The sequence below is a fragment of the Mycobacterium sp. genome (genome assembly GCF_032161845.1).
In the GTDB taxonomy this organism is placed as follows: Bacteria; Actinomycetota; Actinomycetes; order Mycobacteriales; family Mycobacteriaceae; genus Mycobacterium.
In genome coordinates this window covers 1-25,483 of the sequence record NZ_JAVRQA010000346.1, presented here as the reverse complement: position 1 = coordinate 25,483, position 25,483 = coordinate 1, and the positions used below count along the sequence as shown (strand labels likewise).

The window sequence follows — 25,483 nt, the reverse complement described above, 5'->3', positions numbered from 1 at the left end:
GTCGATCGCGGTGGCAGGCACGTTCCCCGGCGAGTACACCGAGGAGGACTTCGACGTCGCGCAGGACCTGCCGACGCCGTATCACCAAACCAAGTTCGAGGCCGAGATGCTGGTGCGCGCCGCCCAGGGGCTGCGCATGCGCGTCTACCGACCCGCCGTCGTCGTGGGAGACTCCCGCACCGGCGAGATGGACAAGGTGGACGGTCCCTACTACTTCTTCGGGCTCATGGCGAAGTTGGCCGCCCTTCCGAAGTTCACGCCGATGCTGCTGCCCGACACCGGCCGCACCAACATCGTCCCCGTGGACTTCGTGGTGGACGCACTGACCGAGCTGATGCACGTCCCCGACCGTGATGGGCAGACGTTCCACCTGACGGCGCCGAAATCGATTGGGCTCAAACACATCTACCGCGGTGTGGCCAAGGAGGCCGGGCTACCGGAGCTCCGCGGCTCGCTACCCGGGTCCATGGCGACGCCGTTCCTCAAGGCAACCGGGCGCGCCAAGATCCTGCGCAACATGGCGGCCACGCAGCTCGGCATCCCCGCGGAGATCCTCGACGTCGTCGACCTCGTCCCGACCTTCACCTCGGACAATGCAGCGGAGGCGTTGCGCGGCAGCGGCATCCGGGTTCCCGAGTTCTCGTCCTATGCACCACGGCTGTGGCGGTACTGGGCCGAGCACCTCGACCCAGACCGGGCCCGCCGCGACGACCCCGCTGGTCCGTTGGTCGGCCGTCACGTCATCATCACGGGCGCGTCCAGCGGGATCGGACGGGCGTCGGCGATCGCCGTCGCCGAGCGCGGCGCAACGGTGTTCGCCCTGGCCCGCAACGCCGAGGCGCTCGACGACCTCATCGCCGAGATTCGCGAATCCGGTGGTGACGCCCATGCATTCACCTGTGACGTGACCGATTCTGCGTCGGTGGAACACACGGTGAAGGACATCCTCGGCCAGTTCGGTCACGTCGACTATCTGGTCAACAACGCAGGCCGGTCGATCCGGCGATCGGTGTCGGCGTCCACCGATCGCCTGCACGACTACGAACGCGTGATGGCCGTCAACTACTTCGGTTCGGTCCGGATGGTGCTCGCGCTGCTGCCGCACTGGCGCGAGCGCCGCTTCGGACACGTCGTGAACGTGTCGAGTGCGGGGGTGCAGGCGAGCAGTCCGAAGTACAGCGCCTACATCCCGAGCAAGGCGGCACTCGACGCGTTCGCCGAAGTGGTTGGCACCGAAACGCTTTCGGACCACATCACTTTCACCAGCATTCACATGCCGCTGGTTCAGACGCCGATGATCGCGCCGTCGCGGAGGCTCAACCCCGTGCCGCCGATCACCGCCGACCACGCTGCCGCCATGGTGGTGCGCGGGCTGGTGGACAAGCCCGCCAGGATCGACACCCCGATGGGCACCCTGGCCGACGTCGGCCACTACTTCACCCCCGGACTGTCCCGACGGGTGCTCCATCAGTTGTATCTCGGGTACCCCGATTCGGCGGCGGCCAGAGGTGTCGCGACTCCAACGGAGCACGAGCCGACCCGGCGACCCAAACGACCCGCCCGCGTCGCCGTCGCGAAGCTCCGGGCACCCGGACCGCTCAAGCGCGCCGTGCGACTGGTGCCTGGTGTGCACTGGTGACGGCTCGGTCCTAGGGTTGGCGGCGTGACAGAGGTCGTCCCGATAGGCGAGAGCGCGCAGGCACGACTTCCGGTCTTCATCGACGTCGACACCGGCGTGGACGATGCGATGGCACTCGCCTACCTGTTGGCCAGCGCGGATGCCGAGATCGTTGGCATCGCCTCCACTGCGGGCAACGTTCCCGTCGATCAGGTCTGCGTCAACAACCTGGGACTGCTCGCGCTCTGCGGCGTCAGCGGCATCCCGGTGTCGAAGGGCGCCGAAGGTCCACTGGCGATGCCGTTGCGCACCGCCGAGGACACCCACGGACCCGAGGGACTCGGATACGCGCGACTGCCCGCAGGCGACGGTCGGCTCACCGACTACGACGCGGCCACTGCGTGGGTGCAGGCGGCACGCGAGTACCCGGGAGAGCTGATCGGCTTGGTCACGGGGCCGCTGACCAACCTGGCACTGGCCATGCGCATCGAGCCGAGCCTGCCAAGACTCTTGCGGCGACTGGTCATCATGGGCGGCGCGTTCGACTACCGAGGCAATACCACGCCCGTGGCCGAGTGGAACATCAGTGTCGACCCCGAATCGGGCTCAGAGGTGTTCACCGTGTGGAGCGCGGCCTGGGGCCTGGACAAGCCGACCCACCTGCCAATCATGTTGGGCCTCAACCTAACCGAGCGCATCGCAATGACACCCGCGATCCTCAGCCGGCTGGCTGCGGCCGCCGGTTCCGCCACGACACCGATGAGCGTTCTCGACGACCGGGGGGCCAGGTCGGCGGCGTCCAATCCGCTGATTCGCGTTCTCGAGGATGCGATGCGGTTCTACTTCGAGTTCCACTTCGACCAGGGCGAGGGCTATCTCGCCCACCTCCACGATCCGCTCGCCGCCGCCGTGGCCCTGGATCCCGATCTCGTCAGCTACCGGCAAGCGACCATCGACGTCGAACTGACGGGCACGCTGACCCGCGGCATGACCGTGGCCGACTGGCGTGGACACTGGGGCCGATACCCCAACGCGCACATCGGCATCGAAGTCGACCCCGAGGCGTTCTTCGACCGATTCATCGCGCGAGTGGGGGCCTTTGCCGCAACGCTCGGCTGAGCGTTCAGTCGTCCGTCACCACGAGGGTGACATCGATGTTTCCGCGTGTCGCGTTCGAGTAGGGGCAGACCTGGTGCGCCTTCTCGGTGAGCGCCTGCGCGGTGGCGTGGTCGACGTTGGGCAGAGTGATCTCCAATTCGACTGCCAGGCCGAAGCCACCATTGTCGAGGGTTCCGAGCGAAACCCGTGATCCCACAGCCGAATCCGACACGTCCGCCTTCTCCTGACGGCCAACCAATCGCAACGCCGAGTGGAAGCAGGCGGCGTAGCCGATGGCGAACAACTGCTCGGGGTTGGTGCCGTCGCCGCTGCCGCCCATCTCCTTCGGGATGGCCAGCTCGAGGTCCAGCCTGCCGTCGGCACTTCGGGCGTGTCCGTCGCGGCCGTCACCAGTGGTCAGTGCCTCGGCGGTGTAGAGGATCTTCATGCGGTTTCCCTTCCTAGAGATGCGTTGAGCGCATCGGTGAGTTGCCGAACTGCGTCACGCAGGTCGGCGGCGTCTCGTTCGGTCATGCCGGTGGACGAGAAGAGTTGTTCTGGAATGCATTGCGCGCGACGCTCCAGATTGCGTCCGGCGTCGGTGAGGGTGATGTCGACGAGGCGCTCGTCGTCGCGTGATCGCTCACGTCGAACGAATCCGTTGGCCTCCAACCTCTTCAGCAGCGGGGAGAGTGTCCCGGAGTCCAGTTGAAGGCGCTCACCGAGTTGCCCGACGGTCATGCACTCGGATTCCCAGAGCGCCAGAAGCACCAGGTACTGGGGGTAGGTGAGGTTCATCGCGGTCAACACTGGTCGGTAGGCCGCCGTCATCGCCCGCGACGCCGAGTACAGCGCGAAGCAGAGATGCTGATCGAGGCTCATGGTGGCCATGCCCGAACTGTAGCCCACAATTTAATTGTGCACAACTAACTATTCATAGACCCCCTCGAGAAACCACTGTCGCTGCCGGTAGCACAGCAGCATCGCCCGATCGGCAACGTCTGATCGAGCACCTGGCTCTTCGAGCAGGATCTGCACTCGCGCCGTCCGCCCGGCCTTGCCCGATTCGCGGGGATCCCACCACCTTTCGTCGACGGGCCATGGTCCGGCCCACCACCGCAACCTGCCCGACCTGCCATCTCGAGTCAGCCGCACCGGGTCTGCCGAGAACAACCCCCGACTGGTCACCCGCACTGAGTTGCCCTCGGCGTCGAGCAGTTCGACCGGATCGTCGAGCAGCACGGTCGGCGAGGGTTCGGGGAGTTGTCCCGGCCACGGCTGACCTGGGTCGTTCCGGGGTACCGGTTCGTCACCCAGCGGAGTGAAGGTGATGCGTTCGGCAGGTCCACGGCCACCGCTGAGCACGGGCACCTGCACCGACTCCGGCCCGAGCAGCCCCTGGACCCGAACCAGCGCCCGACGAGCACGCAGCCGGTCGTCGTCGCCGGAGGAACCCCAGAGCGGCAGCTGCAACGCCGCGGCCGACACCACTTCTACCGGATGTAGGCGCAGCGTGGTGATCGGGGCGGTGGGCCGGTCGTCCGGATTGCGCCGGTTCAGCCAGCCGTCGAGCTGCCAGCGCACCCGGTCAGCCGTGGCATCCTCGGTCAGCGGCTCGGCACACCGCCAAACTCGTTGCATCTCTTCACCGTTGGCAGTGACCGCGTGGATCGCCAACCGGGTGCAACCGACACCCGCCCCCTCCAGGCTGCGATGCAGTTCCCCGGCCAGCGACCGGCCGGCGAAGGCAGCGGCATCCACCCGGTCCACCGGCGGATCGCAGTCCATGACGGCATCGAGATCCGCCGGCGACTCCCGACCCGACGGCCCGCGGGCGGACTCGCCGCGAGCGAACCGGTGGGCGGAGATCGCATCCGCACCGAATCGGGATGCCACGTCGGTGCGCGACAGCGCAGCGAACTGACCGATGCTTCGAATTCCCATGCGCCACAACAGGTCGGCCAAGTCGTCGCGGCCGGGTGCCGCCAGACTCGGTTCGGTGGCCAGCTGCCGGATCGACAGGGCGGACAGGAAGGTCGCATCCCCACCTGGTTCGACGATGCAGCCGGCGCGGGCAGCGAACACCGCGGTGGATAGCTGGTCGGCGATGCCGACCTGACACTCCGCCCCTGCCGCGGCGACCGCGTCGACGAGTCGTTCCGAGGCGGACTGCTCCGACCCGAAGTACCGGGCCGCCCCGCGCACCGACAACACCAGCAGGCCCGGCCGCAGCACCTCGGCACGTGGAACGACCTCGTCCACCGCCGCCGTCACGCCTTCGAAGTGCCTGGCATCACGCCCGGGGTCGGCGGTGACGACGTGGACGTGAGGACAGCGCGCCTGAGCCTCCCTGCGACGCAACCCCCTTCGCACTCCGGCCGAGCGCGCCGACGCCGAACACGCGACGACACGGTTGGCCAGTGTGACCACCACGGGGTCGGTCGCAGGCAGGCCTGCCGCGGCAGCCGCGGCCACCGCGGGCCAGTCCATGCACCAGATGGCCAACACCCGGCCAGGCACGTCATCCGCCTACTACTCGAGCATGGCCGCTTGCCCGACCGGAGGCCCTGGTCGCCAGCCGTACCCGACTTATCCGTCCGCATCCCGGCGTGGGGGCACCGGCGCCCGCACCCGTTACCTCGTAACCGCAGACCCTCGACTCCAGCCGAGCCGAAGCCCCATGCCAGTCACCGTCGACGACCAGGAGGGTGCACCCCTTTTGCCGGGCCCGCGCCGTCACGGCACGGGCCCTGGTGGGCGTCACCACGCGGCCGCCAAGACCGAGCACCACCAGATCCAGCCCATCCATCAATACCGCGGCCACTTCGACCGGATCGACCCCGGGGTCGGGGATCACCGCAAGCCTGCTGAGGTCGGCACCCATCTCGACGGCAGCAAGCAGCCCCACGTCGGGCTGACCCACGATCGCCGCGTGCCCACCCGCCGCAGTCACCGCCGCCACCAATCTCAGCGACAATGAACGGGCTCCCGACACCACTGCGACCACGCCCCGGGGCAACGAGTCAGGCAGGAACTCGGCCAGCGATTCCGGCATGGGCAGCAAAGTTTCGGAGGCCGTAAGCGAGGCGCGCGACGCCATGGATCCGCGTTGGTCCGAACCCACCGAGGCCAATGCCCTACCAGACATCTCGGCCATCTTGCGCCGGAGGCGTTCTACCTGTTCAGCGCGGTTTAGCGCATGTTGGTCAACACGCGTCACCGCAGTCACAAAAGCACCTTCCGCCTCATCCGACTCAGCCCTCTATTCGAAAGTATGTTCGATAGAACGAGTAAACACTCACCCCCCGACACCGTCAAGCGGATCGGGTCGCACTAGGAGGTACCTCTACGCCTCCAGTGAAATGCCTGTGCGGCCGTTCAACCCGTCGGCTAGAGTTCGGTCACCGGACCCCGCTTCGGGTGGGACTGGTTGGCAATTCGGGGATTAGTAAGGAACAACCAACATGAGGTCACATCGTCTGGCTCGCCGTGTCGCGGCCTATGCGGGAGGCGCCGCCATCGTCGCGATGGTCGGCCTGACCGCAGCGTGCGGCGGTAGTTCGGAGAAGGCTCCCGAAACGTCGACCACCACGACCACCACCGCGCCGTCGTCGGCCCCTTCGGTGACACCCACCGAGAAGTCGATCAACCCCACGGGCGGCAACCTGTTCACGCCCCCGGTCAAGGCGCCGCCCGCGCCGACGGCCATTCCCGGCGACAACTGACTCCCGCGGTCTCGGGAGCCCATCGCGGGACCGTCTCACCACTCCATGTCGCCATCGACTGTGACAGCTCCTCGGACCAGGCGCACGAACGTCTGGCCGTGGCTGCTGCCCGTCATCATGATCGCCGCCTTGGCGCTCGCCTCTGACCTGAAGGTCACGCCGGGCGCCGGGGCGCCCGACACCATCGACGGACCGTTCGCGTCATTACTGGCCGCCTCAACCGATCTCGGACCGGCACGCGGTGAACACGTCCAGCTCACCGCGATGCTGAACGATCATCGTCGTCCCGATGCGTTGATCGGCTGGGCGGATCGGCACGACCTCTCCGTGCAGTGGCGTACCAGCGACGGCTGGGCCGTAGTGGAGGGCACGCCCGAGCACGTGGCGGCGGCGTTCGGCGTCGCAGTCCACGATTACCGCGGCCAGCGCGGTCAGGAGTTCTACGCATCACCGCAGCAGCCGGAGGTGCCTTCGGCATTGCGTGACGAAGTGAATCAACTGGGCCGAATCCTCAGTTACACACCGCATCACGAGTCGCGGCCGGACATCCTGCCGCTCGACGTGCCCGATCGCGGGCTGACGCCAACGGCACTGCTCAACACTTACAACGCGGCAGGCCTGACGCGGAGCGGTTTCACGGGCAAGGACACGACGATCGTGATCTTCGCGTTCAACGGCTTCGCCCAGTCCGACCTCGACACCTTCACCACCCTGAACGGGCTTCCCAAGTTCACCCCAACCGTCGTGGGTAATCAATTGCCCGAGCCGTATGGCGAGACCACGATGGATCTCGAAGTCGCACATGCGATTGCGCCCGACGCCCAGAAGGTCGTCGTCAACGCGCGCCCGACCGTCGAGGGCGACGGCGCCTTCCAGAAGATCGGCCAGATGCTGGAGGACACCGATCGCCAGTTTCCTGGCGCCATCTGGAGCCTCTCGATCGGCTGGGGTTGCGACAAGCTGCTCACCGCAGCAGATTTGGCACCGGTTCGCTCCGCGCTCGCTGCCGCCCATGCGCGCGGAACCACGGCATTCAACGCCAGCGGCGACCTCGCCGGGCTCGAGTGCAAGGGTGGCGACGACTGGGACTCCCCGCCCGGGCCATCGGACGTCGGGCTGGATTCCATTGCCTCCCTTCCCGAGATGACCAGCGTCGGTGGCACCACGTTGTCCACCGACGCCCAAGGCGGGTGGCTTGCCGAGCAGGCGTGGTTCGACGTCCCCCTCTCGCAGGGCACTGGCGGAGGAGTGTCGACGCTCTTCGACCGACCGCCATGGCAGCAGATCGCATCGGGACAGATTCCCGCCGAACGCAATACGGGCAAGCGGCTGACCCCCGACATCTCCGCCGTCGCGGACCCGTTCACCGGCGTGAAGATCGTGCTCAACGGTGCCAACGTGGTCGGCGGCGGAACCTCGCAGTCCGCACCCATCTGGGCGGGCCTGGCCGCGGTGATGACCCAGTTCCTGAAGGCCAACGGCGGCGGCCCGATCGGTGACATCAACCCCCTGCTGTACCGAATGGCTCAGGGTGCTCCACTGCCTGCCTTCCGCGACGTGACCCTTGGCGGCAACGCGGTGGACACCGCGGGACCGGGCTATGACCTGGTGAGCGGACTCGGCACCCCCGACGTCGACAACCTCGCCCGCAATCTGCTCACCCTGCAGAGGATCATCCAATGAGTACCCGCAGACGATCGCGAGTGAGGATCGCAGCGAGGGACGAGCAAGCGGGAGTCGAGCCATGAGTACCGAGCCCGAAACAGACGCCCCCACACCGGGCATGGTCGAGTGCCGGGTGTGCCAGACCGAGGTTCCCGAAGGCGAATTCTGTGGCCTGTGCGGGATCCCCCTGAAGGATCACGGCGCTTCGGGCCCGGGGTGGCTGCGAATCACGGCATATAGCGCATCCCCCGGCGAGCATCTGCTGCGGCCGAACATCGTGAGCTCGCTGTTCCCCCACCTGTCCCCCAGCTCGCGCATGCCGTTCCTCGTCGGGCTGATCGTGATCGTCCTCGCCTTGCTGGCCACCAGTGTCTTCCGGCTGCCTGCCGCGCTGATCACCGTCGCCGCACTGGGCCTGCCCTTGCTGTTCCTGATCTATCTGCAGGAGTCCGACGTCTACAACGACGTCCCCACCGGCACTCTGGTGGCCACGGCCGGATTGGGCATCGGTCTAGGCGTCGGATGGGTCCTCGTGACGGGAGCCGTCGTCGCGCAGGCGTATGACGTCGGACTGGGCATGGGCATCGCAGGATCCCGCATCCTGCGCGACGGGCTCGGCGTCCCCCTCGGCGGGGTGATCCTCATGCTCGTTCCCGCCTTACTGGTCAGACTCTTCCGGCGCGGTGCTCGAGAAGCGTTGGACGGCTTCGCGATCGGAGCGTTGGGTGCCTTGATGTTCACGGCCGCGGCCCAGATGACGCGACTGGCACCCCAGTTCGCGGGAGGCATGGTCGCCAAGGCACGACCGATGAACGGACTGATCGTCGAAGCGGGCATCCGCGGCGTTGCCGTGCCGCTGACTGCGGCCGCGGTCGGTGGCCTCATCGGTGCGGCCCTGTGGTTCACCCGCCCCGACAACAAGAAGCATCAGCACCGAAACTTCGTTCGCATCGCCCTGGCGTGCTTTGCGCTCGTCGTGTTGCTGATGTACGCCGGACTTGGCCTGGTCGACGTCGCCCGATTCCCCCAATTGCTGCAACTTGCACTACATCTCACGGTGGCAGCGGTAGCGTTGCTCGCCCTGCGAATCGGTCTGCACCTGGCGCTGCTGCACGAGGCTCATGACGAGATCCTCTCCGACGAGCCCCTGCTGTGCCCGCACTGCGGCACCGTCGTACCCGACATGGCCTTCTGTGTGGCCTGCGGCGCGGCCACGCGCGCATCCTCTCGGTCCTCGCGACAAGCCCGGCGCGACACCAGACCCGTGCGCGTCGAGGCCGACTCCGAGCCGGGGGCAGACGAGCAGTGACGACCGTCGTCCAGGGTTACTCGACGCAGGCAGGCACCTACACCGCGCCCACGCTGCCCAAGACCTCGCACCGTCGATTGCTCGTGGTCTGGGTGGCTGCCATCGGCGTCGTCGCCGCAGGACTCGTCGCAATGTCCGGAGCCATCGAGAAGCCGTCGGCCCGTTACGTCTGCCCGCCAGAATGCGGACGACCGCCGATGGGCCAACCCGTCACGATCAACCCGCGCTTCACCGCGTCCGACGGCACGTTCTCGGTCGCCTACCCGGCGGAAGGATCGGCGTACAAGATCACCCAGAACGACCGCGGCATCATTGCCGAACTCTTGGCTGGTGACGGCGGCACCATGCGACTCTTCAGCCAGCCCGCCGCCGGTCGCACACCAAAACAAATCGCCAACCAACTCGTCAAGGAGACCTTCCCCGACACGAAGGTGGCGTACGAAATCCCGAATGCCATGGTCGGCTACCAACCCGGATACGGACTCGTCGCCGACTGCTGGCCACAAGGATCCAACGCGAGCTACTCCCGGATGAGGGTCGTGGTGATGGTGGCAGTGAAGAACGACCTCGCCCTGGTGGCCGGCGCGGTCGGGCCGTACCACGCCTTCGGCCCAGACTTCGGCTCGGGCAAACCGTCGGCAGCCAACCTGCAACTCGCTCTTGACATGGGCAAATACGTCAACAGCTTCGCCTGGGCGGGCGACCCGCTGCGCTAGTTCCACCCCCGCCGCCATCCCGCCGAACGGCTGAGCCGAAACTCGCATGCACAAATGTTGACATTGACAAATGTCACCAATCGCTGGTGTACTTCGGATGTGATGACCGACACGATGCCAGCGCGGGGATCGATGCGTTCGCGCGGCGCAGCCGCAGTGAGCGGACTGACCTTGCGACAGATCAGCGCGGTGCTGCCGCCCGAGCGGGCGTGGGGGTTGTGGGCCTCCCGCCAGATCGTCTCGCGGATCATGGACTCCTTCGGGCCCTCCCTGGCGGGCACCGAGGTCGAGAAGGTCGACGTCCGCCTGCGTGACGGCGGCCGCGTAGTGGGCGAATGGGTCCGCGGCGCCGGGGTGACCGCCACAGATGAGTGCATCTACTTCCTGCACGGCAGCGGCTTCGCCCTGTGCTCACCGCGCACCCACCGCAGGCTCACCGCCTGGCTGTCCCGCCTGACCGGACTGCCCGTGTTCTGCGTCGACTACCGACTAGCGCCGCGCCATCGCTTCCCCACAGCCGCCGTCGACGTCCGCGCGGGTTGGGAGTGGCTGTGCCGCGAGAAGGGTTTCGCCCCAGACCGAATCGTCATCGCTGGCGACTCGGCCGGCGGACATCTCGCCGTCGACCTCTTGCTGCAATCCGACGTCGCGCACCCCGCAGGCCTCGCCTTGTTCTCCCCCTTGCTCGATCTGACGTTCGGGCTCGCACGCACCAGGGAGGAGCTGCGCCGCGATCCCGCGATCCGTGCTGCCGACGCCGCGAAGCTCGTCGGTTTGTACTGCGAGGGAACGGACATCAGCCACCCACGGCTCACCCTCGACGTCGCGGGCGGGCGCCGGATGCCTCCGACCCTCGTCCAGGCCGGCGGCGGCGAAATGCTGGTCGCGGACGCACGCCGGTTGGCCGCTGACATCAAGGCGGCGGGCGGCGACTGCGAACTACAAGTCTGGCCCGACCAGGTGCACGTATTCCAGGCGCTGCCACGACTCGCACCCGACGCCAAGCCCGCGATGCAGAGGGTGGCCGCGTTCGTCGATGAGTCGTTGCACCGCAACGCAATCAAGCGAGTCGCCGGATGAACCTCCTCGGCTCACCACCCAAGCGGAGCCACGGGGCGGCCGCCGTCATCACCGGTGCGGGAAGCGGCATCGGGGCGGCGTTCGCCACCGAACTCGCTCGCCGCGGCGGCCGGGTCGTGTGCAGCGATGTCGACGAGGGGTCGTCGCGTGCCACGGCCGATGCCATCGTGGCAGCTGGCGGTCAGGCCACGTCGGTCCGCTGCGACGTCTCGCAGATCGACGACGTCCAGCTGCTCGCCAAGGAGGCGCAGGCCTGGCTCGACGGCCCCCCGACGCTGGTGATCAACAACGCTGGCGTTGGCGCGGGCGGCGCCGCCATCGGTGACATCGACATCGACGACTGGAACTGGGTTCTCGGCATCAACCTCTGGGGCCCGATCCACGGCTGCCAGGTCTTCACGCCGATCCTGCGGGATGCCGGCCAGCGGGGCGGGATCATCAACGTCGCATCGGCGGCCGCATTCGGCGCCGCGCCAGGAATGGCCGCCTATAACGTCAGCAAGGCCGGCGTGCTCTCGTTGTCCGAGACGCTGGCCGCCGAACTGTCCGGCACCGGAATCAACGTCACCGTGCTGTGCCCGACGTTCGTCAAGACGAACATCGTTGAATCCGGTCGCATTTCAGCGCAATCCAGTCAGCTCGCCGACCGCTTGATGCGCTGGACCGGATTCTCCGCAGAGCGGGTAGCGCGCACCTGCCTGGACACCAATGACCGCGGCGGCTTGTACTGCATGCCACAGCCCGACGCCAGGATCGGCTGGGGCATCAAGCGTTTCACTCCGACGATCTACACCCGGGCCGCCGGCCTGACCAATCGCGTCACTCAATAGGAGGTAGTCATGGCCACCAATAGAGGCATCGACATGGATGCGATGCTCGCGAAGATCAAGGACCGTCAGTGGGCACTGGCCGACATCGACTGGGATGCACCGGGAGCCGAGACCATTAGTGACGAGTTCCGGCCCAAGCTGAAGGCGTTCATGGCGGACCTGTGCTGGATCGAGAACGTGGGCGCCCGCGGGTTCGCCGCGCTGGCCAAGAAGGCACCGACGCCGACGCTCGCCGAGATCTACCGCTACTTCCACGCCGAGGAACAGCGTCACGCCAATGCCGAACTTGCCCTGATGAAGCGCTGGGGCATGCTCTCCGACGGTGAGATGCCCGAGCCCAACATCAACATCCGGCTCGCCATCCAGTGGCTCGACCAGTATTCCGACGACATGTCTTTGTCCGTGCTTGGCACGGTGATCCCGATGCTGGAGGTGGCGCTCGACGGCGCACTGCTGAAGTTCCTCCTCGACGAGGTCGACGATCCGATCTGCCACCAGGTATTCGAGAAGATCAACAACGACGAATCCCGGCACATCGCCGTCGATTTCGAGGTGCTGAACATGATCGGCAACTCCACGGCACGCAAGCTTGCGGTCCAGTTCATCGGCAGCATCGCGACACCCGGGTTGATCATCGGCATGATCATGTACGTTCCGCTGCTCAACCGGATGCGCAACAACATCGTCGACATGGGCCTCGAACCCGAGCGGCTCTACAAGGCAATGATGCGGTTCAAAGAACTCGGCGCGCGGGCCGAATACACTTGGCGCGTACCGACTTACCAGATCTTGAAGGTGCACGCCAAGATGGTGACCAACCCCAAGCACCCGTACCATCTGCTGGCCAACTCGATGGTCAAGCTGTCCGACCGCTATCCCGATGCCCTGCTGAGCCCGATTCCCAGCTGGTTCAAGGAACTCACCCACGAACCGGCGGCCTGACATGCACGTCTACGAAACCCTCATCGTCGGTACCGGCTTCACCGGTATCGGGGCGGCCATCAAGCTGACTCAGGCCGGCGTCGACGACATCGTCATCATCGAACGTGACCAACGCGTCGGCGGCACCTGGCGGGACAACACGTATCCCGGTGCTGCATGCGATATCCCGTCGTTGTTGTATTCGTTCTCGTTCGTGGCGAACCCCACGTGGTCGCGGGCCTACTCCCCGGCCGGGGAGATCCACCGGCACATCGAGGACATGGTGGACCGCTTCGACCTGAGGCGCCGGATTCAGTTCGGCGTCGAGGTCAACGGTTTGGAGTTCGACGAGGCCGACGGCGTCTGGGACGTTTCGACCACCGGCCGCAAGAAGTACCGCGCCCGTACCGTCGTACTGGCGTCCGGTCCACTGCCCGACCACAAGTGGCCCGACGTCCGGGGCCTCGAGACCTACGAGGGCCACAAGATCCACAGCGCCCGCTGGGATCACGACTACGACTTCACCGGAAAGCGGGTGGCGGTCATCGGCACCGGCGCCAGTGCCGTCCAAATCGTGCCGGAGCTGGTCAAGCAGGCGGAGTTCGTCAAGGTCTTTCAACGCACGCCGGGTTGGGTCATTCCGCGCCTCGACGTGGCCACTCCGGGGCGCGCGCAAGAGCTGTTCACGAAAGTCCCAGCAGTGCAACGACTTGCCCGCCAAGCGCTGTTCTGGGGTCATGAGGCCAGTGCGACGGCGCTGGTGTGGAACTCACCGCTGAGCTCCCTAGTCGCCCGGCTGGGCAAGGCGCATCTGAAGCGACAGGTGAAGGATCCGTGGCTGCGCAGGCAGCTGACGCCTGACTTCACCCCCGGCTGCAAGCGGATGCTGGTGTCCAGCGACTACTACCCCGCTTTGCAGCGCGACAATTGCAAGCTCATCGACTGGCCGATTGCCACGATGAGCCCGGCGGGTATCCGTACCAGCGACGGTGTCGAGCACCATCTGGATGCGGTGGTGTTCGCCACCGGTTACGACGTCCACCTGACCGGCCCGCCGTATTCGGTGACCGGGCTCGGAGGCAGGTCCCTGGCCGACGAATGGGTCCGCGGCGCGCAGGCGTACAAGAGCATCAATGCCAGCGGCTACCCGAATCTGTTCTTCATGACGGGGCCCAACTCAGGACCCGGGCACAACTCGCTGTTGGTGTTCGTGGAGGGCCAGATCGACTATGCCGTCGCGGGCGTGACCAATATCCTGCGCAATGACCTGCGGTATCTCGACGTGCGCGCCGACGTTCAGCGGCGTCACAACGAGCAGCTCCAGAAGCGGCTGACCAAGACGACGTGGATGAGCGGCTGCAGCAGTTGGTATCTGACGGCCGACGGATTCAACGCCTCGATGTACCCCGGCTTCGCCACGCAGTATCTTCGACAGATGCGTGACTTCCGGTTCGGCGACTATGAGGCCGTTCCGGCGGGCAGGAGCGAAGCGACCGGGGAGACTTCACAGCGTCGTAGTCCCGCGGCCGTCGATGTGAGTTCGTCGGCCTGACATGCCGCCCGCCAAGCAGCCGCGGCAACAAGCGGGCACCATCTCGACCATCCTCAACGGGCTTCGTCGAGCGCCGAGGCAAATCCGGCGGGGCTCTCGCGACGTCATCGAGAACGCGGTGTCGCAGCTGTTCGACGCTGCCGTGCAACCCCACGGCGTCGCGGCCTCTGGTGAGTACCGGATCGAGGAGCTCGCGCGCCTGGCAGGCACCACGACGCGCAACATCCGCGTCTACCGCGACCGCAACCTGCTGCACCCTCCGCTGCGGGTCGGTCGCATCGCGCTGTTCAACGACACGCACCTGACCCGACTGCGCCTCATTACGTCGATGCTCGACCGCGGCTACAACATCTCGCACGTGCACGAAATGCTCAGCGCCTGGGAGGAGGGCAAGAACCTCGGCGACATGCTCGGCCTGGAGTCGGCCATCGCGGGCAGTTGGGCCACCGAGAAGCCCGACCGGATGTCGGTCGCCGACGCCAAGCGGCTGGTCGACGACGAGGCAGGATTCGACCGGATGGTCGGCCTCGGCGTCATCACCCTCGGTGACGGCGAGGCAACGGTCGTGCGGCCCAAGCTGATCGAAGCCTTCAACGAGATCCGGCAGTACGGCGTCAGCACCGACAAGCTGATCGACATCCACGAACAGACCGCCCCGCTCATCGACGAGATCAGCGGCATCCTGGTCGGAGCGGGCGTCGAACACGTCCTCACCCGCATCCAGCCCGGCGCCGCCCTGCCGCCGGACACCGAGGTCGCCGAGCTCATCACGATGCTGGTGCGGTTCCGCACCCAAGCCGTAGCGGCGGTGTCAGCGACCCTCGCCTTTTCGATCGAGTCGACGATCGAGTCCAGCGTGAGTCAGATCCTCGGCGAGTTCATCGAGAAGACAGCCGAAGAAGAGCCCTGATCACTCCCACTCGATGGTGCCCGGCGGCTTGCTGGTGACGTCCAGCACGACCCGGTTCACCTCCGACACCTCGTTGGTGATCCTGGTGGAGATCCGTTCGAGCACCTCGTAGGGGACGCGGGTCCAGTCGGCGGTCATTGCGTCCTCGCTGGACACCGGCCGCAGGACGATCGGATGGCCGTAGGTGCGGCCATCACCCTGGACGCCCACCGATCGAACGTCGGCGAGCAGCACCACCGGGCACTGCCAGATCTGGTTGTCCAGGCCCGCGCTCGAGAGTTCCTCGCGGGCGATGGCGTCGGCGCGACGCAACGTGTCCAACCGCGACGCGGTGACCTCGCCGACGATGCGAATACCCAAGCCCGGCCCTGGGAAGGGTTGGCGCCCAACGATTTCCTCGGGCAGGCCGAGTTCGCGACCGACGGCGCGGACCTCGTCCTTGAACAGGAGTCGGAGTGGTTCGACGAGCTTGAACTTCAGATCGTCGGGTAGTCCGCCGACATTGTGGTGACTCTTGATGTTCGCCGCACCCGTCCCACCGCCCGACTCGACGACGTCGGGATACAGCGTGCCCTGAACCAGGAAGTCGACCTCGCCAGTTGGCTCCTCGCGCAAGCGCTCGTCGGCGGGGCCACCGCCCTCCACGATTCCGCGCACCGCGCCCTCGAAGGCGCGGATGAACTCGCGACCGATGATCTTCCGCTTGCCCTCGGGGTTCGTGACACCCGACAGCGCCTCGAGGAACCGCGCCTCGGCATCGATGGTGACGAGCTTGGCGCCGGTCGCGGCGACGAAGTCACGCTGCACCTGCCCGCGCTCCCCTGCCCGAAGCAGTCCGTGGTCGACGAAGACACACGTCAGCCGGTCGCCGATCGCACGCTGCACCAGGGCCGCGGCCACCGCGGAGTCCACGCCACCCGACAGCCCGCAGATGGCCCGGCCGTCACCGATCTGCTCACGGACCTGTTCCACCAGAGCGTCGGCGATGTTGGCGGCCGTCCAGGTGGCGCCGATGCCTGCGAAGTCGTGCAGGAACCGGCTCAGCACCTGCTGGCCGTGCGGCGTGTGCATGACCTCGGGGTGGTACTGCACCCCTGCGAGCCTGCGCGCCCGATTCTCGAAGGCCGCCACCGGAGCACCGGCGCTGGTCGCCACGACGGAGAATCCCTCTGGCGCCGCAGTCACGGCGTCGCCATGGCTCATCCACACCGGCTGACTTGCCGGCAGGTCCAAATGAAGTTCTCCGCCAGAAACTTTCAGGTCGGTGCGGCCGTACTCGCTGGTGCCCGTGTGAGCGACGGTGCCGCCGAGGGCCTGCGCCATCGCCTGGAATCCGTAGCAGATGCCGAAGACGGGGACGTCGAGGTCGAAGATCGCCGGATCTAGCTGCGGAGCACCGTCGGCGTACACGCTGGCCGGTCCACCGGACAGCACGATCGCGGCCGGGTCCTTGGCCTTGATCTCGTCGACCGTCGCGGTATGAGGGATGACCTCTGAGTACACCCGCGCCTCACGAACACGCCTCGCGATCAGTTGCGCGTACTGCGCGCCGAAGTCGACCACCAACACGGGCCGGGGTGATGCCGTTTCCACTGGCCCAGTCTAATGGCGGCCGTCGGCTAGCCCTGCTCGGCGGGGGCAGCCGCCGCGTTCGGGGCGGGGCTGGGCCTCACGCAGTGGTGCACGGCTGTCGTGAGTTCGAGGATCTGTTGGGAGAGTGCGAGCAGCTGGCAGTTCTGCTTGTCCTCCAGCTGCACCAGCTGCCACTGATGATCGGCGATCACCTGACGCTTGGCGTCGGCGCGATTCTGGCTGATCATCACGAACGTGGACAGGAAGATGGCCTCCAGCGAGACGATCATCGTCAAAAGACCGAACGGATAGGAATCGAACCCGAACAAGGTCCCGAACAATATCCAGACCACGAACCAGACGATGTGCAGGTAGACGAAGGCCATCGAGCCGGCGAAGGTGGTGATCTTGTCGGCGATGCGATTCTGCAGGCTGTTCGCCCGCTCCTCGGCGTGTTTGAGCAAAGCCGGACTCACATGCGGATGCTGCTGGGCGGTTGGCGCGATTGACATGGCTCACGGTAACCAGGCAGCGACCATCAGACCGCGCTTGAGCAGGGAATTCACAGGGATATGACAGAACCGGCGAATCCCGCCCGCCTCGTCCTTCGATCAGCCCGTCGACTTCACCGGTTCGATCGGTAGCCGACGCAACGCGCCAGGAGCGTCGGCCGGGACCACCGGATGGTCAGGAGCGATCGGCGCCAACCGCCGATACGGTTGCCCCTGGGCCGGCCGCTGGTCGACCTCTCCCTTGTTCGGCCAGAGCGACGCCGCACGCTCGGCCTGAGCCGTGATGCTCAGCGACGGGTTGACGCCCATGTTCGCTGAGATCGCCGCCCCGTCCACCACCGACAACGTCGGATACCCGTGAACCCGGTGATACGGGTCGATGACGCCCCGGTCGCGGGTGTCACCGATCGCCGCGCCGCCGAGGAAGTGCGCGGTCAGCGGGATGTTGAACAGCTCGCCCCACGTGCCGCCGGCAACGCCGTCGATCTTCTTCGCGATGCGCCTGGTGACCTCGTTGCCCGCCGGAATCCAGGTCGGGTTGGGTTCGCCGTGGCCCTGCTTGCTGGTCATCCGGCGGAAACCGAGCTTGCTGCGGCGGGTATAGGTGGTGATCGAGTTGTCCAGATGCTGCATCACCAGCGCGATCATGGTGCGCTCACTCCACCGCCTCGGGTTCAGCAGGCGGACCGTGCCCCTCGGGTCGTTCTTGACGTTGACGGCGAACTGCTTCCACCGCGGTACGTCGCTGCCACCGGGGCCCGCACCGTCGGTCATCAACGTCTGCAGCAGGCCCATTGCATTGGAGCCCTTGCCGTAACGGCACGGTTCGATGTGGGTGTCCGACGTTGGGTGAATCGACGACGTGATGGCCACCCCGTGGGTGAGGTCCAGGTCGTCGGACACCTTGAGTCGACCGGCACCGACGATCGACTCGGAGTTGGTGCGGGTCAGAACGCCGAGCTTGTCGGACAGCTCGGGCAACCTGCCCGTGTCGCGCATCTTGAACAACAGCTGCTGGGTACCCCAGGTGCCTGCGGCGAGGATCACCGTCGACGCGGTGTAGGTCCGCTTCTTCTTGCGCAGCCAACGACCGGTTCTGACGGTCTGGACGTTCCAGCTGCCGTCCGGCCGCGCGTCGAAGCTCGTCACTGTCGTCATCGGAATGACCTCTGCCCCAGCCGATTCCGCTAAACCGAGGTAGTTCTTCAACAGCGTGTTCTTCGCGCCGTACCGGCAGCCGGTCATGCAGGATCCACACTCGATGCAGCCCGTCCGCGCAGGACCCGCACCGCCGAAGTACGGGTCGGGCACCGTCTTGCCTGGCTCCTTCTTGCCGTTCTCGCCGAAGAACACTCCGACGGGGGTTGGCACGAAGGTGTCACCGACGCCCATGTCGTCGGCAACCTCCTTGAGGATGCGGTCGGCATCGGTGAAGGTCGGGTTCGTGACGATGCCGAGCATGCGGGTCGCCTGGTCGTAGTGCGGCATCAATTCGGCGCGCCAGTCCGTGATGTGGGCCCACTGCTCGTCAACGAAGAACGGCTCCGGCGGCACGTACAGCGTGTTCGCGTAGTTCAGCGACCCACCGCCGACGCCCGCGCCCGCCAGGATCATGCAGTTGCGCAGGAGGTGTATGCGCTGGATGCCGTACATGCCGAGTTTGGGCATCCAGAGGAACTTGCGGAGGTCCCATGACGTCTTCGCCATGTCCTCGTCCTCGAACCGTCGGCCGGCCTCGAGCACGCCGACGCGGTAGCCCTTCTCGGTGAGCCGCAGCGCGCTGACGCTTCCCCCGAAACCCGAGCCGATGATCAGGACGTCATAGTCAGGATCCATCCCAACATTATGAACTTACCCACGGGTAACAAGCTAGACAGGCGACCCTAACTTGTAAAGTAGCGGCCCAGCGACCAGCGCTTCCTTGATCCCGCCGTCAGGAACCGACCGTCAGTCCGACCTTCTGGAATTCCTTGAGATCGCAGTAACCGGCCTTGGCCATCGACCGGCGCAACCCGCCGACGAGGTTGAGGGAGCCGAAGGGGTCGTCGGACGGACCGCTGAGGACCTGTTCGAGCGACGGCCGCTCGCCGCGCGCGACCTGCAGCAGCGCGCCGCGCGGCAGCGACGGGTGAGCCGCCGCCGACGGCCAGAACCAGCCGTCGCCGAGTGCCTCGGCGGCCGACGCGAGCGGCGTCCCGAGGACGACCGCGTCGGCGCCGCAGGCAATGGCCTTGGCGAGTTCGCCGGACGTGTGGATGTCGCCGTCCGCGAGCACGTGCACGTAGCGGCCGCCCGTCTCGTCGAGGTATTCGCGGCGGGCCGCGGCGGCGTCGGCGATCGCGGTGGCCATCGGCACGCTGATGCCGAGCACCTCGTCACTGGTGGTCACTCCGGAGGTGGAGCCGTAGCCGACGATCACGCCCGCTGCCCCGGTCCGCATCAGGTGCAGGGCCGTGCGGTGGTCGATTACGCCGCCCGCGACGACCGGTACGTCGAGTTCGGAGATGAAGGTCTTGAGGTTCAGCGGCTCCCCGGATCCGTCCCTGTCTTGGGCGACGCGCTCGGCGGAGATGATGGTGCCCTGGATGACGAGCAGGTCGATCCCGGCAGCGACGAGCGCGGGCGTGAGGGCCTGCGCGTTCTGGGGGCTGACCCGCACGGCGGTGGTGACCCCCGCGTCACGGATCCGAGTGACTGCGGCACCCAACAACTCTGGATCCAGCGGCGCCGAATGGAACTGCTGCAGCAGTCGAATCGCGGCCGACGGTCCCGAGCTGACGCCGGGCTCCACGGATTCCTTGGCGGCGGCCTCCACCACCTGGGCGATCTTGGCTTCGACGTCGGCATGCCTGCCGATCAGACCCTCGCCGTTGAGCACCCCGAGGCCGCCGAGCCTGCCCAGTTCGATGGCGAACTCCACCGATACCAACGCATCTGTGGGGTGTGCGAGCACCGGGACCTCGAAGCGGTAGGCGTCGAGTTGCCAAGCCGTCGACACGTCCTGCGACGAGCGGGTGCGGCGCGACGGCACGATGTTGATGTCACGGAGTTCGTAGGTGCGCCGGGCGGTTCTGCCCATGCCGATTTCGACCATGTCACGCATGACCGGTTCGTCTCCTCTTCGCGCAAGCGCTCATCGACCTCGAGTCCCTAGCGCGCGTAGTAGTTGGGGGCTTCAGTCGTCATCGTGATGTCGTGGGGGTGGCTCTCCTTGAGCCCCGCCGCGGTGATCTGAACGAACTGTGCCTGCTGGAGGTGCTCGATGGTGGCGGAACCGGTGTACCCCATCGCCGCCCGCAGACCGCCCGTCAACTGATGGATGACAGTCGACAGCGGCCCTCGGAACGGCACCCTGCCCTCGATGCCCTCGGGCACCAGCTTGTCCTCGCTCAAGACGTCGTCCTGGAAGTAGCGGTCCTTGGAGTAGCTCTTCTGCTCTCCGCGACCCTGCATGGCGCCCAGTGAACCCATTCCGCGGTAGCTCTTGAACTGCTTTCCGTTGACGAAGATCAGCTCGCCCGGCGCCTCGGCGGTGCCCGCGAGAAGCGAGCCGAGCATGGCCGTCGAAGCCCCCGCCGCGAGCGCCTTGGCGATGTCGCCCGAATACTGCAGCCCGCCGTCGGCGATCACCGGCACGCCGTGGGGCGCGCAGGCGGCGACGGCCTCGAGGATCGCGGTGATCTGCGGTGCCCCGACGCCGGCGACGACGCGCGTAGTGCAGATGGAACCCGGGCCGACGCCCACCTTGACGGCGTCGGCGCCCGCCTCGACGAGGGCAAGGGCTGCCGTGCGCGTGGCGACGTTGCCGCCGACCACGTCGATGCGGTCACCGGCGACCGTCTTGAGCCAGTGCACCATGTCGAGCACGCCGCGGTTGTGCGCGTGGGCGGTATCCACGATCACTACGTCGGCGCCCGCGTCGACGAGTGTCATGGCTCGCTCCCTGGCATCGCCACCGACGCCGACCGCGGCACCGACCAGCAGCCGGCCATCACTGTCCTTGGTGGCCAACGGGAATTGCTCGGTCTTGACGAAGTCCTTGACGGTGATGAGCCCGGTCAGCTTGCCGTGGCCGTCGACGATCGGCAGCTTCTCGATCTTGTGACGCCGCAACAAGCCAAGCGCAGCGTCGGCCGTGACACCCGACTGGGCGGTGATCAACGGAGCCTTCGTCATCACTTCGGAGACCGGCTTGTTCATGTCGACTTCGAAGCGCATGTCGCGGTTGGTGATGATGCCGACCAACGAGCCAAGGGCGTCCACCACCGGCAGGCCCGAGATCCGGAACCGCGCACACATGGCGTCGACCTCGGCCAAGGTGTTGTCGGGCGAGCACGTGACGGGATCGGTGACCATGCCGGCCTCCGAACGCTTCACCGTCTCGACCTGCCCGGCCTGTTCGGCCACCGGCAGGTTGCGGTGCAGTACGCCCATCCCTCCGGCGCGGGCCATCGCGATCGCCATCCGCGATTCGGTGACGGTGTCCATCGCCGAGCTGACGAGCGGCACCCGCAACCGGATCCGCTTGGTGAGCTGGCTCGAAGTATTGGCGTTCGCGGGCACCACGTCGGAGGCGGCGGGGAGCAGCAGAACGTCGTCGAAGGTGAGCCCGAGCATCGCGATCTTGGTCGGATCGTCTCCCCCGGTGGGCACCGGAACGGCGATGGGAAGGCTGCTTTCAGCGATCGACATGGGTGAGGCCTCCAGATGGCGCAGAACTAAGGGTCCATCCTATCGGGGTCCCGCACCCCACTTGGTCTCCACGCGCCATTGGCGACGTGGTTGCAACGCGCGACATGCCTGCAATTGGCCCTGGGTTACGGTGTGGACAGCTGGCGCAAGACCCGACGCCTTGCGTAGTGTGGAGCCGTGCGTGACCATCTGCCACCGGGTTTGCCGCCCGACCCCTTCGCTGATGATCCGAGCGATCCCACGGCGGCTCTCGACGCACTGGAGCCAGGGCAGCCACTGGACCCGCAGGAACGCATCGCCGTCGAGGCTGATCTTGCCGATCTGGCCGTCTACGAAGCGTTGTTGGGGCACAAGGGAATTCGCGGTCTGGTCGTTTGCTGCGACGAATGCCAGCAGGACCACTATCACGACTGGGACATGTTGCGGGCCAACCTCCTGCAGCTGCTGGTCGACGGTACGGTTCGGCCGCACGAGCCGGCTTACGACCCCGAGCCAGACGCGTACGTGACCTGGGACTACTGCCGCGGCTACGCCGACGCATCGCTCAACGAGGCAACCACGGAGTCCGACGGATATCGCTGACGGCGTATCTGTTCCGTGCCATCGTTTGCCACCGCTACCTCGACTCGGACGCTGCCGAGTTCGCCTTGTAGGTGAACCGGCGGCCTCATTTTGCTGACACCGGCCCGACGGGTTCGTCTACGAGGGCGGTAGCACGGTGGTCGTGGTCGGTTCGGCGCTCGGCCGCTCGGCGGGCACCGTCGAGGTGGCGGGGTGGCTCGGCTCCACTGGCGCTGGCGCGGCGGGTGCCGACGACGCAGGCGGTGGGGCGACCGGCTGACTCGGAACCACCCGCGGTTGTGGCGGAGCGACCGCCGTCGACGACTGCTGCGTCGCCTCGGACTCCCGCGGCACGGTGGTGGTGGTCGTCGTCGTGGTCGTGGTGGTCGCCGTCGTACTGCTCGGCGGCACCGTGGTGGCACTGGGCGGCGGCGGCGGCGCGGAACTCGGCGGCGTCGAAGAACTGGATGACGGGGCCTGCGACGACGGAGAAGTAGTGGTGGACGAAGTCGTCGAGCCGTCAGATGGCGGCGTCAGCAGAATCTCGGTCGGAACGGACGAATCAGTAGGCGAGGTGGCCGTGGTCTCCGACGTGCTCGTCGACTCGGATGTCGTCGTCGACATCGAGGTCGTCGCTTCGATGACGGGCACCGGCAGCCAGGTCAGCGGTGACGACGGCAGCACGGGCAACGGCGCGCCCGGCGACAGCGTCGCCGCAGGGTCCTGCTCGACCACTTTGTAGGTCAACGCATTCCACTGCTCGACGAGCTGTTGCTTCTGCTCGACCTTGTCGACGCCCTGGACAGCAGTGCTCACGGCGACGAGCTTGTCCTGCGCTTCCTGCCATTGACCGTTGTCGATCAGCTGCTGCACCTGCTGAAGCTGAGCCGACGCCAGTGACACCTGATCGTCGCGGGTGGCTTCCTGCTGTCCGAAGATCGCCGTCCGCATGCCGTAGAGACTTTCGCCCGGTCCGGCGCCGTACACCGCTGTGCCGAACCCGCCGATGCACAGCATTGCCGCGGCCACGGATCCGACGACCGCGAACGACCTGCGGGAGCCCCGGTTCGCGGCCAGCCCGCCGTGTAGCGCCTCGACGGCGTCGCGAGGGGTGACGGGCGCGGTGATGGGAGCGTCCCGGACGTCGTCGCGCCAACCGGAGAGAAGCAAGGCGAGTTCGGCTTCCGCATGATCCGTCGAAAAGACCGGTTGCTTGGCGGCGAGCGATTCGAAGAACCGGTCGGCCCGGTTGATCTCGTTGAGCGAGGGGTCACCGCCGTTGGACGTCCACCGACCGAAATCAGGCATCTGCAGGCCTCGATCCGTTCAGCTCACCCTTGAGACGGGCCAGTGCCCGGTGCTGCGCGACACGCACTGCCCCAGCGGTACTGCCGACGGCCTCGGCAGTCTCCTCGGCACTCATGCCGACGACGACGCGTAGGACCAGGATCTCGCGCTGCTTCTCGGGCAGGATCGCCAACAGCCTGTTCATGCGTTCGGCCGCTTCGGAGTCGATCGCCATCTGCTCCGGGCCTGCCTCGAATGACGGCCGGTCCGGAAGCGTGTCGGTCGCATCAGCTCGATTACGCCCCTGGGCGCGGTGGGCGTCAGCAACCTTGTGTGCGGCGATGCCATAAACGAAGGCCAGGAATGGTCGTCCCTGATCCTTGTAGCGCGGCAGCGCCGTGATGGCGGCCAAGCACACCTCCTGAGCCACGTCGTCTGCTGATAGACCACTGCGTTCCGCTGTCCCGACCCTCGCCCGGCAATACCGGAAGACGATCGGCCGGATGGTCTCCAGCACTTCCCGGAGTGCATCTCGATCGCCATTTACCGCTCTGGCAACGACACCATCGAGACTGTCTCCCGAAATTGTCATCGTGGGCAGTATCTCCAGCGTTACGGATGGGAATATCTCGACGGGGGTTTGTCAGCTAAAGACTAGTGATGTGGGAGTGGCTCGCAGATTCACCGCGCCGTCCACGCTCCCCCTCGGTGACGAACGACGTCGGCCAACCTATCGCGTGTCGAGGCGATCTGCTGCGACGAGTGGGACGCGCTGCCGATGTCGGCAAGCAGGCAGGCCAAGGCCCAGCTCAGCGGCACCAGGCCCAGCCGTTCGGTGATCTCCAGAGCAGCGTCGGCGACGTGGCGTGACGTCTCGAGGTCCCCGGCGCTGCAGAGGGCAGCCGCCAGGACGACCTGGGATTTTGCCGCGTGCCGAGCCGAGCCCACGTGCGTGGCCAAGTCCTCCGCTCGTTCGGCGTACCCGACCGCAGCCGTGCCGTCACCGGTGAACATCGCCAATTCGGCGCTGACCCAGGCCAGCCGGATCGGCAGTCGATCCGGCACGCCCGGTGCGGCACCGGCCACCAGGTCCCGCGCACGGCTCAGCAACCGCGCCGACAACGCGAACCGGCCGACACCCAGCGCATCGGCTGCCAATCCGATGAGCGCATCGGCCCCCGCCGTGGTGTCCGAACCGGCGAGGGCCCAGGCCCGGCCGTCCCACGACCTGGCGGCGTGGTGGCCGCCCAACTGGCGCAGGAATGACGCTCGCGTGCTGAAGGCGAGCGACGTCAAGTGCCCGTCGGGTTGAGCGCGGAGGAGTAATTCGAGGTCCGCCATTGCGCTGCCGAAGCGACCTTGCCCACCCGCCGCCACGGCCCGCAGCCACAGCTCCTCAGGCGTGGCGGCCGCGGGCAGCGGCCAGCGAGCGGGC

At 66.8% G+C, this 25,483-nt stretch carries 24 protein-coding genes; 12 read left to right on the top strand and 12 right to left on the bottom strand.

Features of this window, described 5'->3' with window-relative positions; all coding sequences use genetic code 11:
- Both QOD90_RS18745 and QOD90_RS18740 read left to right on the top strand, forming a co-directional pair.
- The coding region (locus QOD90_RS18745) for an SDR family oxidoreductase (protein WP_526352330.1) at nucleotides 1–1,639 on the top strand (1,639 nt) is incomplete at its 5' end.
- Nucleotides 1,640–1,663: 24 nt separating this feature from the next.
- Nucleotides 1,664–2,737 (top strand): nucleoside hydrolase, encoded by a 1,074-nt coding sequence (locus QOD90_RS18740; RefSeq protein ID WP_526352329.1) that lies wholly within the window; start codon nucleotides 1,664–1,666, stop codon nucleotides 2,735–2,737.
- 4 nt (nucleotides 2,738–2,741) lie between these two features.
- On the opposite strand, the gene QOD90_RS18735 is transcribed toward QOD90_RS18740, so the two are convergent.
- From QOD90_RS18735 to imuA', 4 genes are read right to left on the bottom strand one after another with little or no spacing between them, the layout of a single operon-like run.
- Complete coding sequence (locus QOD90_RS18735) at nucleotides 2,742–3,164, bottom strand: organic hydroperoxide resistance protein (protein WP_526352328.1); 423 nt, start codon at nucleotides 3,162–3,164, stop codon at nucleotides 2,742–2,744.
- A complete protein-coding gene (locus tag QOD90_RS18730; RefSeq protein WP_526352327.1) occupies nucleotides 3,161–3,607 on the bottom strand; it encodes a MarR family winged helix-turn-helix transcriptional regulator in 447 nt (148 codons plus the stop codon). The genes QOD90_RS18735 and QOD90_RS18730 overlap by 4 nt, the downstream gene beginning before the upstream one ends.
- Nucleotides 3,608–3,646: 39 nt before the next feature.
- Entirely contained in the window at nucleotides 3,647–5,206 is a 1,560-nt protein-coding gene (locus QOD90_RS18725) for a DNA polymerase Y family protein (protein WP_526352333.1), read from the bottom strand.
- 31 nt (nucleotides 5,207–5,237) lie between these two features.
- Nucleotides 5,238–5,945 carry a DnaE2-dependent mutagenesis accessory factor ImuA' gene (gene imuA', locus QOD90_RS18720; RefSeq protein ID WP_526352326.1) on the bottom strand — a complete coding sequence of 236 codons (708 nt, stop codon included), beginning with the start codon at nucleotides 5,943–5,945 and terminating at the stop codon, nucleotides 5,238–5,240.
- 235 nt (nucleotides 5,946–6,180) lie between these two features.
- Here imuA' and QOD90_RS18715 point away from each other — a divergent pair, with 235 nt between their 5' ends.
- From QOD90_RS18715 to QOD90_RS18675, 9 genes are all read left to right on the top strand, one after another.
- A complete protein-coding gene (locus tag QOD90_RS18715; protein WP_526352325.1) occupies nucleotides 6,181–6,441 on the top strand; it encodes a hypothetical protein in 261 nt (86 codons plus the stop codon).
- A gap of 117 nt (nucleotides 6,442–6,558) precedes the next feature.
- Entirely contained in the window at nucleotides 6,559–8,124 is a 1,566-nt protein-coding gene (locus QOD90_RS18710) for a S53 family peptidase (protein WP_526352332.1), read from the top strand.
- A gap of 61 nt (nucleotides 8,125–8,185) precedes the next feature.
- The gene (locus QOD90_RS18705) at nucleotides 8,186–9,415 is read left to right on the top strand and encodes a zinc ribbon domain-containing protein (RefSeq protein ID WP_526352324.1); all 1,230 of its coding nucleotides are present in this window, start codon (nucleotides 8,186–8,188) and stop codon (nucleotides 9,413–9,415) included.
- Entirely contained in the window at nucleotides 9,412–10,131 is a 720-nt protein-coding gene (locus QOD90_RS18700; RefSeq protein ID WP_526352323.1) for a hypothetical protein, read from the top strand. Before QOD90_RS18705 ends, QOD90_RS18700 begins: the two co-directional genes overlap by 4 nt.
- 102 nt (nucleotides 10,132–10,233) lie before the next feature.
- A complete protein-coding gene (locus tag QOD90_RS18695) occupies nucleotides 10,234–11,211 on the top strand; it encodes an alpha/beta hydrolase (RefSeq protein WP_526352322.1) in 978 nt (325 codons plus the stop codon).
- Nucleotides 11,208–12,041 (top strand): SDR family NAD(P)-dependent oxidoreductase, encoded by an 834-nt coding sequence (locus tag QOD90_RS18690; RefSeq protein ID WP_526352321.1) that lies wholly within the window; start codon nucleotides 11,208–11,210, stop codon nucleotides 12,039–12,041. Before QOD90_RS18695 ends, QOD90_RS18690 begins: the two co-directional genes overlap by 4 nt.
- A gap of 9 nt (nucleotides 12,042–12,050) precedes the next feature.
- Entirely contained in the window at nucleotides 12,051–12,983 is a 933-nt protein-coding gene (locus QOD90_RS18685; protein WP_526352320.1) for a ferritin-like domain-containing protein, read from the top strand.
- 1 nt (nucleotide 12,984) lies between these two features.
- On the top strand, nucleotides 12,985–14,514 hold the full coding sequence (locus QOD90_RS18680; protein ID WP_526352319.1) for a flavin-containing monooxygenase: 1,530 nt from the start codon (nucleotides 12,985–12,987) through the stop codon (nucleotides 14,512–14,514).
- A gap of 1 nt (nucleotide 14,515) precedes the next feature.
- Nucleotides 14,516–15,424: a MerR family transcriptional regulator gene (locus QOD90_RS18675; protein WP_526352318.1), complete on the top strand. Its 909-nt coding sequence runs from the start codon at nucleotides 14,516–14,518 to the stop codon at nucleotides 15,422–15,424.
- Here the strand turns inward: QOD90_RS18675 and guaA are convergent, their stop codons facing one another.
- From guaA to guaB, 5 genes are all read right to left on the bottom strand, one after another.
- Nucleotides 15,425–17,017 carry a glutamine-hydrolyzing GMP synthase gene (guaA, locus tag QOD90_RS18670; RefSeq protein ID WP_526352317.1) on the bottom strand — a complete coding sequence of 531 codons (1,593 nt, stop codon included), beginning with the start codon at nucleotides 17,015–17,017 and terminating at the stop codon, nucleotides 15,425–15,427.
- Nucleotides 17,018–17,043: 26 nt separating this feature from the next.
- Nucleotides 17,044–17,472 carry a DUF1003 domain-containing protein gene (locus QOD90_RS18665; RefSeq protein WP_526352316.1) on the bottom strand — a complete coding sequence of 143 codons (429 nt, stop codon included), beginning with the start codon at nucleotides 17,470–17,472 and terminating at the stop codon, nucleotides 17,044–17,046.
- A gap of 135 nt (nucleotides 17,473–17,607) precedes the next feature.
- Nucleotides 17,608–19,344: a GMC oxidoreductase gene (locus QOD90_RS18660; RefSeq protein ID WP_526352315.1), complete on the bottom strand. Its 1,737-nt coding sequence runs from the start codon at nucleotides 19,342–19,344 to the stop codon at nucleotides 17,608–17,610.
- Nucleotides 19,345–19,441: 97 nt separating this feature from the next.
- Nucleotides 19,442–20,602 carry a GuaB3 family IMP dehydrogenase-related protein gene (locus tag QOD90_RS18655; RefSeq protein ID WP_526352331.1) on the bottom strand — a complete coding sequence of 387 codons (1,161 nt, stop codon included), beginning with the start codon at nucleotides 20,600–20,602 and terminating at the stop codon, nucleotides 19,442–19,444.
- 56 nt (nucleotides 20,603–20,658) lie between these two features.
- Nucleotides 20,659–22,200, bottom strand: coding sequence for an IMP dehydrogenase (gene guaB, locus QOD90_RS18650; RefSeq protein ID WP_526352314.1), 1,542 nt, complete (start codon nucleotides 22,198–22,200; stop codon nucleotides 20,659–20,661).
- Nucleotides 22,201–22,377: 177 nt separating this feature from the next.
- Between guaB and QOD90_RS18645 the strand changes: the two genes are divergently transcribed.
- A complete protein-coding gene (locus QOD90_RS18645; protein ID WP_284228574.1) occupies nucleotides 22,378–22,782 on the top strand; it encodes a DUF5319 domain-containing protein in 405 nt (134 codons plus the stop codon).
- Nucleotides 22,783–22,899: 117 nt separating this feature from the next.
- On the opposite strand, the gene QOD90_RS18640 is transcribed toward QOD90_RS18645, so the two are convergent.
- From QOD90_RS18640 to QOD90_RS18630, 3 genes are all read right to left on the bottom strand, one after another.
- Nucleotides 22,900–24,069: an anti-sigma-D factor RsdA gene (locus tag QOD90_RS18640; protein WP_526352313.1), complete on the bottom strand. Its 1,170-nt coding sequence runs from the start codon at nucleotides 24,067–24,069 to the stop codon at nucleotides 22,900–22,902.
- A complete protein-coding gene (locus QOD90_RS18635; RefSeq protein WP_526352312.1) occupies nucleotides 24,062–24,640 on the bottom strand; it encodes an RNA polymerase sigma factor in 579 nt (192 codons plus the stop codon). Before QOD90_RS18635 ends, QOD90_RS18640 begins: the two co-directional genes overlap by 8 nt.
- Nucleotides 24,641–24,729: 89 nt before the next feature.
- Nucleotides 24,730–25,483 (bottom strand): hypothetical protein (locus tag QOD90_RS18630; RefSeq protein WP_526352311.1); only part of this gene is annotated, 754 nt, incomplete at its 5' end.